The sequence below is a fragment of the Streptomyces durocortorensis genome (genome assembly GCF_016901035.1).
Taxonomy (GTDB): Bacteria; Actinomycetota; Actinomycetes; order Streptomycetales; family Streptomycetaceae; genus Streptomyces; species Streptomyces durocortorensis.
Window position 1 is genome coordinate 1 of sequence record NZ_JAFEUF010000203.1, and the last position, 13082, is coordinate 13082.

At 70.6% G+C, this 13082-nt stretch carries 14 protein-coding genes and 2 pseudogenes; 11 read left to right on the plus strand and 5 right to left on the minus strand.

Annotated features, from left to right (window positions below):
• The 5 genes and pseudogenes from JS521_RS27710 to JS521_RS27730 form a co-directional block, all read left to right on the plus strand.
• Positions 1 to 455 (plus strand): DUF2267 domain-containing protein (locus JS521_RS27710; protein ID WP_307847962.1); only part of this gene is annotated, 455 nt, incomplete at its 5' end.
• 22 nt (positions 456 to 477) lie between these two features.
• Entirely contained in the window at positions 478 to 921 is a 444-nt protein-coding gene (locus JS521_RS27715) for a DUF2267 domain-containing protein (RefSeq protein ID WP_205085700.1), read from the plus strand.
• 95 nt (positions 922 to 1016) lie between these two features.
• A pseudogene (locus JS521_RS27720) lies at positions 1017 to 1961 on the plus strand (ISAzo13 family transposase); the annotation flags it as partial.
• Positions 1895 to 3280 (plus strand): annotated as a pseudogene (locus JS521_RS27725) (oxygenase MpaB family protein). The pseudogenes JS521_RS27720 and JS521_RS27725, both read left to right, overlap by 67 nt.
• A 399-nt stretch (positions 3281 to 3679) precedes the next feature.
• Positions 3680 to 4072, plus strand: coding sequence for a hypothetical protein (locus tag JS521_RS27730; protein ID WP_205085701.1), 393 nt, complete (start codon positions 3680 to 3682; stop codon positions 4070 to 4072).
• Between the two features lie 344 nt (positions 4073 to 4416).
• On the opposite strand, the gene JS521_RS27735 is transcribed toward JS521_RS27730, so the two are convergent.
• The gene (locus JS521_RS27735; protein ID WP_205085702.1) at positions 4417 to 4755 is read right to left on the minus strand and encodes a MerR family transcriptional regulator; all 339 of its coding nucleotides are present in this window, start codon (positions 4753 to 4755) and stop codon (positions 4417 to 4419) included.
• An 843-nt stretch (positions 4756 to 5598) separates the two neighbouring features.
• Here JS521_RS27735 and JS521_RS27740 point away from each other — a divergent pair.
• The gene (locus JS521_RS27740) at positions 5599 to 5985 is read left to right on the plus strand and encodes an ATP-binding protein (RefSeq protein ID WP_205085703.1); all 387 of its coding nucleotides are present in this window, start codon (positions 5599 to 5601) and stop codon (positions 5983 to 5985) included.
• Between the two features lie 80 nt (positions 5986 to 6065).
• On the opposite strand, the gene JS521_RS27745 is transcribed toward JS521_RS27740, so the two are convergent.
• Positions 6066 to 6404, minus strand: coding sequence for a DUF6233 domain-containing protein (locus JS521_RS27745; RefSeq protein WP_205085704.1), 339 nt, complete (start codon positions 6402 to 6404; stop codon positions 6066 to 6068).
• Positions 6405 to 6536: 132 nt separating this feature from the next.
• On the opposite strand from JS521_RS27745, the gene JS521_RS37560 reads away from it, so the two are divergent.
• Positions 6537 to 6929 carry a transposase gene (locus JS521_RS37560; protein WP_205085705.1) on the plus strand — a complete coding sequence of 131 codons (393 nt, stop codon included), beginning with the start codon at positions 6537 to 6539 and terminating at the stop codon, positions 6927 to 6929.
• Between the two features lie 9 nt (positions 6930 to 6938).
• On the opposite strand, the gene JS521_RS27755 is transcribed toward JS521_RS37560, so the two are convergent.
• Entirely contained in the window at positions 6939 to 7337 is a 399-nt protein-coding gene (locus JS521_RS27755; RefSeq protein WP_307847963.1) for a hypothetical protein, read from the minus strand.
• Positions 7306 to 8007, minus strand: coding sequence for a site-specific integrase (locus JS521_RS37265; protein WP_205085707.1), 702 nt, complete (start codon positions 8005 to 8007; stop codon positions 7306 to 7308). The genes JS521_RS27755 and JS521_RS37265 overlap by 32 nt, the downstream gene beginning before the upstream one ends.
• 192 nt (positions 8008 to 8199) lie before the next feature.
• Between JS521_RS37265 and dhaK the strand changes: the two genes are divergently transcribed.
• The 4 genes from dhaK (at position 8200) to JS521_RS27780 (ending at position 10919) form a co-directional block, all read left to right on the plus strand.
• Entirely contained in the window at positions 8200 to 9192 is a 993-nt protein-coding gene (gene dhaK / locus JS521_RS27765) for a dihydroxyacetone kinase subunit DhaK (RefSeq protein ID WP_205085708.1), read from the plus strand.
• Positions 9193 to 9312: 120 nt separating this feature from the next.
• Positions 9313 to 9930 (plus strand): dihydroxyacetone kinase subunit DhaL, encoded by a 618-nt coding sequence (dhaL, locus tag JS521_RS27770; protein ID WP_205085709.1) that lies wholly within the window; start codon positions 9313 to 9315, stop codon positions 9928 to 9930.
• On the plus strand, positions 9927 to 10337 hold the full coding sequence (locus tag JS521_RS27775; protein WP_205085710.1) for a PTS-dependent dihydroxyacetone kinase phosphotransferase subunit DhaM: 411 nt from the start codon (positions 9927 to 9929) through the stop codon (positions 10335 to 10337). Before dhaL ends, JS521_RS27775 begins: the two co-directional genes overlap by 4 nt.
• A 72-nt stretch (positions 10338 to 10409) precedes the next feature.
• On the plus strand, positions 10410 to 10919 hold the full coding sequence (locus tag JS521_RS27780; protein WP_205085711.1) for an NUDIX hydrolase: 510 nt from the start codon (positions 10410 to 10412) through the stop codon (positions 10917 to 10919).
• On the opposite strand, the gene abc-f is transcribed toward JS521_RS27780, so the two are convergent.
• Positions 10883 to 12628, minus strand: coding sequence for a ribosomal protection-like ABC-F family protein (gene abc-f / locus JS521_RS27785; protein ID WP_205085712.1), 1746 nt, complete (start codon positions 12626 to 12628; stop codon positions 10883 to 10885). The genes JS521_RS27780 and abc-f overlap by 37 nt on opposite strands.
• Between the last annotated feature and the right edge of the window lie 454 nt (positions 12629 to 13082).

Consider the following 13082-nt stretch of genomic DNA (forward strand, 5'->3'; position numbering starts at 1 on the left):
CTCCCCGCCCTCCGCACCCCCGCGGCAACCTGCACCACCAGGTGGCAGCTGATGGCTTTGCGACGCGAAGCATTTGCCGGCGGTATGACGAAACGGGTGGTTACGACACAGCGCAGGAAGCCGAGCATGCGGCGCATGTCGGTGCTGGCCCTGCTCTCGCCCACCTTCTCGGCGAGGTACGCGCCCAGCTCGCGGCGCGCCCGCCGAAAACATTCACCCTGATCCTGCTCAAACCCGCTGCTGAGCTCCGATCCGCCTTCCCCGAGCGATTGGTCCGCGCGACCTTCGCCTGGAAGGAAGGCGCCACCGAGCAGACCGCGACGCGGGACGTCAGCGCGGCGCTATCCTCCGCCGACACGGCAGACGAAGACCTGACCGGGCCAATCCTGCTTCCCTCAGGCCGCCCCCAGACCATCTGGCCCAAACCGGAAGTGCCGTGTCCGGCACTCCCATGACTCCTGAAAGGCATGCCCCGCAGTGATCACCGACGCGCACGTACCGCTCACGCAGCACCAGCCCCGCTCGAAGACGTACGAGCAGATGCTGGAAAGGGTTCGATACGAAGGCACCTACCCCACCCGCGAACGGGCGGAAGAAGTGGTCCATGAGGTGCTCGCCGGACTCGGACGTCAACTGACCGGGGACGAACGCGTCGATCTGGCCCGCTGCCTGCCCCTGGAGGCGGCGCGCGTGCTGACCGCTCAGGTCCCCGACACCCGCCCACTGACCGGCAAGGACTTCATCCACGACCTCGCCACCCGCTCCGGCGCCTCCCTGGCAACCACCCGGTGGGACACCGGCGCCGTCCTCGCCACCGTCGCAGCGCACGCCGGCACCGGCCTGACCAGCCGCATCCTCCACCAGCTCCCCACCGGCTGGGCGCTGCTGTTCGGCCAAGCAGAACTCACCCCCACCGCATAGCCACCGAAACACACGCCCAGCAGAGATCCCAAAGGCTCTTAGGGCTTGCCGGGAAACAAGTCGTGGCTTCCAGCTGTGGGGCTCGTTGGTCTGGTATGGGGAGACCGGAGGGGATCGAGGCCGTTCTGGCGGCGAAGTTCCAGGTGTTGTTGCCGCATCTGGATGAGCGTCAGCGTCGGCTGGCCATAGGGGCGGAAGCACTGTCGCTGGGGCATGGCGGCATCAGGATCGTCGCCGCTGCAGCCGGGGTCCGGGAGGCCACGGTCTCGCGTGGGGCAACTGAACTGGATTCCGGTCAGGCCCCGTTGGGACGGGTGCGCCATCCCGGTGGAGGGCGGAAGAAGGCGGCCGAGCTGGACTCTGGGCTGCGGCCGGCACTGCTGGCGCTGGTCGAGCCCGATGAGCGGGGCGACCCGATGTCGCCGCTGCGCCGGACGACGAAGCCGACCCGGAAGCTGGCGGCGGAGCTGACCCGCCAGGGGCACCGGGTCTCCGCCGACACCGTCGCCGGCCTGCTGCGGGAGGAGGGCTTCAGTCTGCAGGCCAACGCCAAGACCATCGAAGGTGCCCAGCACCCCGACAGGGATGCCCAGTTCCGCTACCTCAACGAGCAGGCACGAGAGCACGGGGACGCCGGTGACCCGGTGATCAGCGTGGACAGCAAGAAGAAGGAACTGATCGGCGACTACAGGAACGCCGGGCACGAATGGCAGCCCGCAGGACAGCCCCCGAGGGTCAAGACCCACGACTTCCCCGGCCAGGCCGCCAAGGCGATTCCCTACGGAATCTACGACCGCTGGTGGCAGGCGGTCGGCCAACACGACTACCCCGGCGCCCGCCGGCTGCTGATCACCGCTGACGGTGGCGGCTCCAACGGCTACCGCACCCGGGGCTGGAAAACCCAGCTCGCCGACCTCGCCGCCGAGACCGGCCTTGAGATCACGGTGTGTCACCTGCCGCCCGGCACCTCGAAGTGGAACAAGATCGAGCACCGGCTGTTCTCCCACATCACCATGAACTGGCGAGGCAGGCCGCGCACCCGCAGATCGGCGCCGCCCTGGTCGACAACTCCACCTTCGTCGCCCACCCTTGGCGGCGACTGCGCAACACCTTCATGAGCATGCAGCGCATGTTCGGCGCCGACGAGCCCGCCCGCCAGCGGGAAGCGGCCCGGCTCAACCGGCTGCACGCGCGCCTGGGCGGCACCGGCGCGGACAGCCGGTCCTACAACGCATTGGACCCGGGCGTGCGCGCCTGGGTGGTGGCGACCCTGTTCGAGAGCGCAGTCACCATGTGCCGGCTCAGCGGGCAGCCCCTGGAGCGGAAGGCGATGGAGCGGCTGTATGCCGAGTTCCAGGCGTTCCTGGCCACCATGGGCGACGAGGCCGGGCATCTGCCGCCCACGCTGGATGCGTTCTGGCCCTACTACGACCGGATGGTCGCCGAGGAGTTGGAGAACACCGAGGCGATGCGGATCATCCTCTACAAGCTCTTCGACCACCTCCCCGCCCCGCCGGTGCTGAACGGCTTTCCCGCCCTGTGGGCGACCGGCCGGGCCTTCGCCTGCCCCGTCATCGGAGCGATCACCGTGGCCTCCCTGCCGGAGGCGTTCCGCCGGCGGGCCGGCCTGCCCGAGATCGCCGGCGTCGAGACCCTCATGCAGGGCGCCTACCTGGCGGCCGGTCTGACCCGGTTCCTCCCCGAGGGCTGGATCCGGGCCGAGAACATCACCGAGCTGCTGTCGCTGTCCCCGGACAGCGATGACCCCCGCGCGAGGACGGTCGCCGCTCTGCGGGATCAGATGAAGCGGGCCGGCGCCCTCATCGGCCTCATCACCCCACTGCCCCCGGAACGCGAACCGGCGGCTGCGGACAGCAGTGCGCAGCGCAGCGCGCACGAGTTCTTCGCCGACGTCCTCGACCAGGCCGGGGACGGATATGTCACCTGGGCTGACCTCGCCGCCATGGCCCGGGAACTGTCCGGCCGCCTGGACCTGGACGAGCCCGAGGAGACCCGGCTCTACAACGCCTACGCCGACTGGTGGCGCGAACTCCAGGCCGCCCTCGACACCGACGGAGACGGCCGCGTCAGCGCCGCCGAGTACGCAGCCGCCGTCCCCTCTCTGGCCGGTCCCGCACTGATCCGCGTCGCCGAAGTCCTCTTCGACGCCACCGACAAAGACGGCGACCAGACCATCGACGCGGACGAATACCGGGCCCTGTTCCGCACCGCGTTCCACCACGACACCACCAGCACCGGGGCGACGTAGGGCCGCAGCGCGTTCCTCAACGACTTCCTGTCCTTCATGTCCGGACGCCAGCGCACCACCCCGTACCACCCTCTGCTCGCCGGAGCCTGACCGCCCGGGCATCGGCGGGACACCGACCTGAAGCGCGCCGCCCGCCTATGGGCCAACATCTGCACGCACGGTGGCCGGCGCAGGCCGCGAGATCGTGGGGCTGAGAACGTGTCGGCCAAGGCCGCGCCCCGCACGCCGCCGCCCACCCGAACGGGCGGCAACAGACCTCCCCTCGGGCCGGTTGTCGGCGTACGAGTGAACGTAAAGTCCGTACGCCGACAGTTCCCCGAACGAGCGTCACACGACCCATCGAACAGCCCCTAAGCCCCACCGCCCGGTGTGCCACCGCCTCCACCTGGACAGGGGTCCTAGCTCGCCCGCCTCCCGCCTCGGATACCGTGTTCCTCGACGGGGTGCCATACGGGATGTGACGCCCCCCCCACCGGAGGTAGTCAGCCTATGAGCTCAAAGCGCAGCAAGAATCCAGCCCTGCCCGTACTTGACGACGCATTTCGACTCGCGTCGGTCAAGGACGCCGAAGAGTCCACCCGTGACTTGGCCGCACGGCTGGCCACCACCGAGCTGCGCCGCGCTTCCCACCCGGGCCGGGTCACCTGGGAGCCCACCGACCAGGCCGAGCCCGTGCCGGTCCCGCCGACCGTGGTCGACGGTGACGGGGACCTGTGGCTGCGGGACCGGGGCACTGGCACCTGGACCATGCCCGAGTTCAACCCGAAGGATTTCCCGGCCCGCTGTGGCGAGGTTCTGACGTGGAACCAGCTTGTCCGCGAGTTCGGTCCGCTGACCGGACTGGCCGACGACCGCCGCATCGGCAGCGGCCGGCGGCGCTGACCGCGCGCAGACCTCTGGGACTACCGCGCGTAGCTCAAGGATCCAGCTCACCGCCGAGCTCGACGGTGGCGGCGAGCAGGCGAGCGTCGTGGAGGCGCGCGACCGCCTCGTGCAGCGGGGCGCGCGGCCAGGCAGGTGGCCGAGCACGGCGAGGCCCAGCGGCAGGCCGCGACAGATGCGGCCAACGGCGGCATCGACTCTCCAGTGGGCACACCTGGACGGGCCCGGCCCCGGCGATCGTGCAGCAGCTGTCCGTTTCGGGTCCAGGAGCCGCCGAATACGGAGTTGCCCGGAACACGGAGCGCTCCGGGCGGCATGCTTGGGGGAAAGAAGCCAGGGCCGTTTCAGGCCGCGGTGGGTGGGTTCACCGATTCGGCGGCGCGGCGGTACTCGGCGTTGATCCGCTGTGCTTCCTCGAGCTGGTCTTCGAGGATGACGATGCGGCAGGCGGCCTCGACCGGTGTGCCGTGGTCGACGAGTTCGCGGGCGCGGGCGGCGATACGCAGTTGGTAGCGGGAGTAGCGGCGGTGTCCGCCGGCGGAGCGGAGCGGGGTGATGAGGCGGGCTTCGCCGATGGCGCGCAGGAAGCCCTGGGTGGTGCCGAGCATTTCGGCGGCCCGGCCCATGGTGTAGGCGGGGTAGTCGTCGTCGTCGAGCCGGTTGAACGAGTCGTCTGCGGTCATCGCACCTCTCTGTGGAACGCGTGGAGGGGCCCTGGTGCCTATGGCACCAGGGCCCCGAAGGAACTGCTACACCATCTGCCGGCCCTGGTCCTGCGCCGGCCTTCTGTTTCCGCCGACCCGGCCTGAGCTGCGCCGGGTGTGCGGGGATCGCGGTTGCGTGACCGGAGACCACCTCACTAACGATGTCCTGCGGTACCCGGACTCGCGTGGCGTCCGGGCGATCCTGATGGTGCCTGGTTCCTCCGTTCTTCCCTCTGGATGAATCACTTACCAAACGGGAACTGCGTACTGCTGTTACTGCGAACTGCTGGTGGCCTGTCAAAGCGCCACTTCGGCAGCCAGCCCCGTCGCCCGTCCTGCGTCTGCTCTGGCTTAGAACCCCGCTGCCGAACTTCCCGGTGCGCGCGTCAGCAGCCGACGCCTTCACCGAGGTGCTGCACACTTGCCTGCACTGCGGTACTGCACCTACTGGGTACTGCGGTACTGCTCATGGAGGCCCCTGATCACTGCGGGCCACCCGGTCCGGTCACCAGTCCCGTCGCCGTCCTGCAACAACCCTGGCTTCGAAACTCCGCCACCGCACCGTCCTGCCAACTGCACCTACTGGTACTACTGCCCGCCAGTTCGTCTCTGCCGGGCCCTGCTGACTTCCTTGACTACGAGAGAAACCATAGCCACACGATCCTCCAATGTCTACTCCGGCCGACATAGATTTTCGCGTGCTCGACGGCTAGGTAATCGGCCTCCAACAGCTACAGCGCCGGGGTTCAAGGGCCACAAGCCGGGCAGGAGCACCCCGCAGACAACCAACCGGGCAGGACGATGCGGAAGGCAGGGTGACCGATGGACACGATGAGCGTCGCGGTTGCACCCGCGCAATCGACATCCGCCGCCGGCGCACGCGACAGCACCCGGGACTTCCTCGCAGGTCTCCCACACCCGATTCCCGCCGAGGCAGCCGACACGGTGCTCCTGGTCGTCTCCGAACTCGTCACCAACGCCCTGCGCCACGGCGGCGGCACCTGCACCCTGGACCTGACCGCACACCCGGACACCATCGAAGTGGCCGTGCACGACAGCAGCCCGCAGGCACCACGTATGCGCACCCCCGACCTCAACGGCAGAACCGGCGGATTCGGCTGGCCCATGGTCAACCACCTCGCCCGCACCACCTCCATCACCCCCGGACCCTCCGGCGGCAAGACCGTCCGCGCCCTCCTCCCCCGCTAACACGACCGAATCGCCCCTCACCGGCCCGCGACGGCCCCATCCCCCACCCTTGTGGCCTGGCCTCGGCACCGGCCCGGCGGTCACGGCCTCCGGAGGACCGTGTCCGGGCGACACACCGCGCAGGCCCGCATACCGCCGGCCAGCTCGGCGCGGGCGCGCTCCGCGGTGACCGGCCGCAGCGTCCTGCCCGTGGCCCAGCAGTCGCCCCGGTGGACCTCAGCGGCAGACGTCCCAACGCCGGTCTCGGTGATGCCCCAGTCAGGTGTCCGCGCACGGCGCGGCCCGGCGGCGGGGGGGCCAGGCGCAGCCGTGGCCGCGGCCGTGGGCGCCGGGGTCGGCTGGGGCTGCGCCTGCTGCCGCTCGACGGCCGCGATCCGCGTACGGATACGCGTCAGGTAGTGGGCCGCCCAGGTCTCCATGCTGTGGAATCAGATTTGTCAACCTTCAGCCCCTTTGAGCTCGTAACACGATCTTGCTGAATCGTCCTGGTAGGCCGTTACCGGTGTGATGATTCGGCCGTTCGTGAGGGTGTGGGTACCCGACCGTGGATCGTGGACGATGAGTTGTGGGCTCTGGTCGAGCCGTCGCTGCCGCCGTGGCCGGAGCGGTCTCCGGGGCCGAGGCCGGTGTCGGACCGGCTCTGCCTCCAGGGCATCCTGTTCGTCCTGCACAACGACATAGCCTGGCAACTGCTGCCGCTGGAGCTGGGGTTCGGCTCGCGGCCGCGAGCTGGAGATCGTCCGAAAGGACCCCGACCAGCGGGGATTCCAGGTCCAGCCGAAGAGGTGGGTGGTGGAGCCAGCCCGGCTCGCTCGGAAACCATGATCCGTTGGGCAATGATCGGCATCATGGTGCGGCGGCTCACACGCACTGGTCCCGCTGCACGGCCAGGTCCCCGGCCGCTCACCCGGGTCTCGGCAGCGGGACACGCCACTGGCTGGTAGGTGATCGGCTCAGTTCGTATCGTCACCGAGAAGGACCGCCTCCAGCGCGAGCAGATCCGCGTCATCGAGCTGCGGAACGGTCCAGCCGTTGGCCTGCGCATGCGCGATGAACTGCGGGTCGAGCGCCGCGTGGTAGTGCTCGACGTAGTGCGCCAGGTCCGAGTACCAAAGCCAATGCCCGTCCGTCAGCAGGTGCAGCCCGCCGATCACAGGGTTGTCGGGTGCGAGAACGTCACGCACGAGCGTGGTTGTCGCAGCCAACAGGGCACCGCTCCGCAAGTACTTGACCAGCTCACGAGCGCTAACGGACGCCTCGGCCTTGACGGCGGACCGCAGCGACGACCCATCTGGCCTGCCCTGCTCAAGCTCTCTGAAGTCACCGATGAAGGGGACTCGTGCATCGCTCACCACCAGAGGCTAGAACACCTCCCCGCCGACGTTCCAGGAAGGATCTCAAACGCGGTCTCAGGGTCGCGCGGTGTGCCAGGTACGTTGAAAGCAGTGCGCCCGTGGTCGCAGAGTAGGGGACGGCGTGCTCAAGACGATTCTTCGTTGTTTCCGCGCGGATTCGCAACATGCGGCGGGAAGGGTCCAGATCGTCGGTCCGCAGCAGGCACAGTTCTTCACGCCGTAGCGCTGCATCGTAGGCGAGGGCCAGCATGAGACGGTTACGTATCGGCTCTCGCCTCGCGACTTCGAGGATGCATAGCCACTGTTCCTCATTGGGAATCCAGGGCAGCTTTGTCAGCCGGGGAACCAATCCGCGCTGTTGACTACCGCGGCGCTGGCCGGGTGAGCAGATTTCATCGAAGGTGCTGTTCAGCCGCCTGTCCCAGCAAAGCCCGTGCGGAGTCCGCGTGGCGCATCGCGGTCTTCTAAAGCTTCCCTGCACCGCGCCCAGCGAGCCCTCCCCTCTCGGCGGGCTCGAACTCAGATGCCCACGCGCACCCCCACCATCCGGATCCGGAACGGCCACCTCAAGCTCCGACGCTTCGCCCCTGGACCTTTGCAGGCTGCCTTTGCGGTGGCATCGCACACGCCACATTGGCATCATCACGTTGGAGCACCCAGAAGCCATCCCTCAAGATCAAAAGCACCACGCCAACCAACTGACGACTGGTCAGGAAACTCAGCAAGCAGTCAGCACCAGTACCGCCACAAGCCGCAGCAAGCCGCCACGGACCGCCAAGATCCACAACTGGCTACACCCTTGCTGACCTGGAGAAACGCAGGTCACGAAGCCCTCTACTACGCTCACCAGGAGACCGGCATGAAGATGCTCATCAACGTTCCCGAGACCGTGGTCGCCGACGCTCTGCGGGGGATCGCGGCCGCGCATCCCGACCTCACCGTCGATGTGGAGAACCGGGTCGTCGCCCGGCGGGACGCGCCCGTGGCGGGGAAGGTGGGGCTCGTCTCCGGGGGCGGTTCCGGGCACGAGCCGCTGCACGCCGGGTTCGTCGGGCCGGGGATGCTGTCGGCCGCCTGCCCCGGGGAGGTGTTCACCTCCCCCGTACCGGATCAGATGGTGCGGGCGGCGGCGGCCGTCGACAGTGGGGCGGGGGTGCTGTTCGTCGTCAAGAACTACACCGGTGACGTGCTCAACTTCGAGATGGCCGCCGAGCTCGCCGAGGACGAGGGGGTCCAGGTCGCCCAGGTGGTGGTGGACGACGACGTGGCCGTGAGCGACAGTACGTTCACCGCCGGGCGGCGTGGTACGGGAGCGACGCTGTTCGTCGAGAAGATCGCCGGGGCCCTGGCGGACGAGGGCGCTCCGCTGGACCGGGTGGCCGCGGTCGCCCGGCAGGTGAACGGGGCCTCGCGCAGCTTCGGGGTGGCGCTCGGCGCCGTCACCACTCCGGCGAAGGGCAGTCCCACCTTCGACCTGCCGTCCGGCGAGCTGGAGTTGGGCATCGGGATCCACGGGGAGCCGGGGCGCGAGCGACGGCCGATGATGACGTCCGGGGAGATCGCCGACTTCGCGGTGAACGCGATCCTGGAGGATTTGCGGCCCACCGGCCCGGTGCTGGCGCTGGTGAACGGCATGGGGGCGACACCGCTGCTGGAGCTGTACGGGTTCAATGCCGAGGTCCACCGGGCCCTGTCCGAGCGGGGTGTCCCGGTGGCTCGTACGCTCGTGGGGAACTATGTGACGTCGCTCGACATGGCAGGCTGCTCGGTGACGTTGTGCCAGGTCGACGAGGAGCTGCTGCGCCTGTGGGACGCGCCCGTGCGGACGGCCGCGCTCCGCTGGGGCTGCTGAACCGCCGCCGCGGATCCCGTGACCGTGTGCGCGCCCCCGAGTGCGGGGCCGGTCGGCCGTACTGCCCGTGCCGCGTGGGACCGAGGAAGTTCCGCGTGGGACCGAGGAACAGGAGATCATGTGCTCGACACCGACTTCTTCCGCCGCTGGATGACCGCCGTCGCGGCGTCCGTGGAGCGTGAGGCGAACCATCTGACCGAGCTCGACTCGGCGATCGGGGACGCCGATCACGGCAGCAACCTCCAGCGCGGCTTCGCGGCGGTGACCGAGGTGCTGGAGAAGGACGCCCCCGCCACCCCCGGTGCGGTGCTCGCCCTGGCGGGACGGCAGCTCATCTCCACCGTCGGCGGGGCGTCGGGCCCGCTGTACGGGACGCTGCTGCGCCGTACGGGCAAGGCGCTCGGCGACGAGGGCGAAGTGACCCGGGAACAGCTCGCCCAGGCGTTCGCGGCGGGGGTCGCCGCGGTGGGGCAGCTGGGTGGCGCCCAGGCCGGGGACAAGACGATGCTCGACGCGCTGCTGCCCGCGGCGGAGGCCCTCGCCACCTCGTTCGACGGCGCCGCGAACGCGGCCCGTGCGGGCGCCGTGGCGACGGTGCCGTTGCAGGCGCGCAAGGGCAGGGCCAGTTATCTCGGTGAGCGCAGCATCGGGCATCAGGACCCGGGCGCGACCTCGGCGGCTCTGCTGGTCGAGGCCCTGGCGGCGACGGCGGCGGCGACGGACGGAGCGGGCGCGTGAGCGACGAGCAGCAGGTTGGCATCGTGCTGGTCTCCCACAGCGGTCCGGTCGCCGAGTCGGTCGCCGAGCTGGCCCGGGGGCTCGCCGCCGGAGGGGTGACCGCGCCGGTCGCCCCGGCCGGCGGGCTCCCGAACGGCGGGCTCGGGACGAGCGCGGAGCTGATCGGGCGGGCCGCCGCCTCGGTGGACCGGGGCGCCGGCGTCGCGGTCCTGGTGGACCTGGGCAGCGCGGTCCTCACGGTGAAGGCCATGCTCGCCGAGGGCGACGAACTGCCCGAGAACACCCGGCTCGTGGACGCGCCGTTCGTCGAGGGCGCGGTGGCCGCCGTGGTGACCGCTTCGGCGGGCGGTGACCTCGCGGCCGTGGAGGCGGCGGCCTCGGAGGCCTACGGCTACCGCAAGACGTAGAGGGCCACTCCCCGGTCCGGGCGGAACACCCCCGCGTGGCGCCCCGCACTCCGCCGTCGCAGACTTGACGACATGTCGACAGGCAGGCGCAGTGCGGGGCTCCTTCTCTTCCGTGTCACGGAGGACGGGGACGCGGGCGAGCGGGATGTCGAGGTGCTGATCGGGCACATGGGCGGGCCGTTCTGGGCGGGGCGGGAAGCGGCCGCATGGTCGGTGCCGAAGGGTGAGTACGGGCCGGAGGAGGCCGCGGAGGACGCGGCGCGCCGGGAGTTCACGGAGGAGCTGGGGGTGCCCGTCCCGCCGGGTGAGTGGATCGCGCTGGGCGAGGCCCGCCAGCGCAGCGGCAAGACGGTGACCGTGTGGGCCCTGGAGGCCGGACTGGACCTCGCGTCCGTCGTCCCCGGGACGTTCACGATGGAGTGGCCGCGCGGGTCCGGCGTACAGCAGGAGTTCCCGGAGATGGACCGGTTCGCCTGGTGCACGCCGGAGCAGGCCGCCGAGCGGCTGATCGCCGGTCAGCGGGTGTTCGTCGACCGGCTGCGTGCTCAGGTGCGCGGGGCTGCCACCTCCCCCGACGCATAGACCGGGGCCGGGGCCGGCGCCTGGCCCACCTGGCGTCCGGCCCGCAGTTCCAGGACGTCGCCGGTGAAGCGGGCCCGGAAGCTGCGGTCGTGCGAGACGACGACGACCGCGCCCCGGTACTGGTCGAGGGCCTGCTCCAGCTCCTCGACCAGACTCAGCGCGATGTGGTTCGTCGGCTCGTCCAGCACCAGCAGATCGGCAGGACGGGTCACCAGCCGGGCCAGGGCCAGCCTGCGTTGCTGTCCGACGGAGAGCGACGCGACGGGCACGTCGAGGTCCTCGGGGCGGAACAGGCCGAGGGCCAGGAGGTCGTCGGCGTACTCGTCGGGGAAGCCGGGCCGGCCCGCCGCGAAGGTGGCGAGCAGGGTGCGCCGGGTCGGGCGCGCGGGCAGTTCCTGCGGGAGGTAGCCGATGCGGGCACGGCGGGTGACCGTGCCCGTGTCGGGGGCCAGGTCGCCCGCGAGGACCCGCAGCAGGGTGGTCTTTCCGGCCCCGTTCTCGCCGGTCACCAGGAGACGGGCTCCCGAGGTCACGCGAAGGGAGGGGAGGTGGAGTCGGTCCCCGACGGCGACGGATTCCAGCTCCACGAGAGTCCTCGCTCGGTTCGCGGGGCCGCCTGTCGTGTCGGTCGTGTCGGAGGTCCCGCCGGTGTCCTTGGCTACGGACGGACGGCCCGTGAAGGCGAGCGGGCGGGGCGGGGGCGGTACGGGTGACCTGCGCAGGGCGTCCAGGCGGGTCCGGGCCGCCCTGACCCGGCCGGACAGCTTGGCCTCGCTGGAACGGCGGTGCTTGCCGAAGCCCTGTTTCGGGTCGCCCCCGGTGGCCGCGAGCCGCGCTCCCGCCGCCTCGACCAGCTCCTCGGTCCGGGCCAGGTCCGCCAGGTACTCCTCGTGCTCCTGGGCCCAGCGGCGGCGGGCGGCGGCCTTTGCGGTGCGGTAGCCGTCCCAGCCGTCCCCGTACCGCGTGACCGTACGCAGGTCCCGGTCGACCTCCAGGATCACCGAGGTGACCCGTTCCAGGAATGCCCGGTCGTGGGTGATCGCCACGACGGTGCCCCGGTGGGCGCGCAGATGGTCCTCCAGCCAGCCGACGGCACGGGCGTCGAGGTGGTTGGTCGGCTCGTCGAGCAGCAGCAGTTCGGGGGCCGCGGCCAGCACGCAGGCGAGGGCGAGCCGGGACTGCTCGCCGCCGGACAGCGTGCCGAGCGGTCGCTCGCGGGTGAGGTGGGCCAGGCCGAGGCCGTGCAGGGCCGCTTCGGTGCGGGCGTCCGCCCGGTAGCCGTCGCGGTCCTCGTAGGCGGTGAGGAGGTCCCCGTACGCGGCGAGTTCCTCGTCCGTGGGCCCCGGGTCGCCGGGCTTCCGCTCCGAGAGGCCGGCCTCCGCCTCGCGGATCCGGTGTTCGAGGTCGCGCAGTTCGGCGAGGGCCGCGTCGACGGCGTCCTGCACAGTGTCGGCCGGGTCGAGGTCGAGGGTCTGGGCGAGATAGCCGGTGGAGCCGGGGAACCGGACGGTGATCTCACCGGTGTCCGGCGCTTCGGCCCCGGCCAGCAGGCGGAGCAGGGTGGACTTTCCGGAGCCGTTCTCGCCGATGACGGCGGTCTTCTCACCGGGCCGGACGGTGAGGGTCACCTGGTCGAGTACGGAGCGGTCCCCGTACGCCTTGGAGACGTCCTTCATGGCCAGTTGAGCGCGGTCGCGCTGGGGGTGCATGGGTGCCTTTTCCCTGGGTGACGGCCCGCGGCGGCGCGCACGGAAGCGCGGCGGGAGCGGGGCGTGGATGCCGGACGGCGGAGGGACGGCGGCGGGCGCGCGGGGGTGACGTCGACGTCACCAGAACATCGTCACGAGAGAACGTCGTCACGAGGACCTTGGCACCGGGGCGTCTCAGAGGGACGCGCGGTGCGGCGCGCTGCGGTCGTCCGGGCCGGGAATCAGCGGAAGAAGTAGAAGCGGTACGAACCCATGTCGGCCAGTCTAACGGCGGCCGGGCTCCCGGCGCCGGGAATTCTCCGGCGCTCCCGCGCCCGCGCCCCGCCGGCCTCACCTGCGGGACGGGGGGCGCGGGCGCGGGAGCGCCCGAGAATTCCCCGCCCCGGGAGCCCGGCCCCCGTTAGACTGGCCGACAAGGGATCGTACCCCATCAACTTATTCCGAACAATACCGC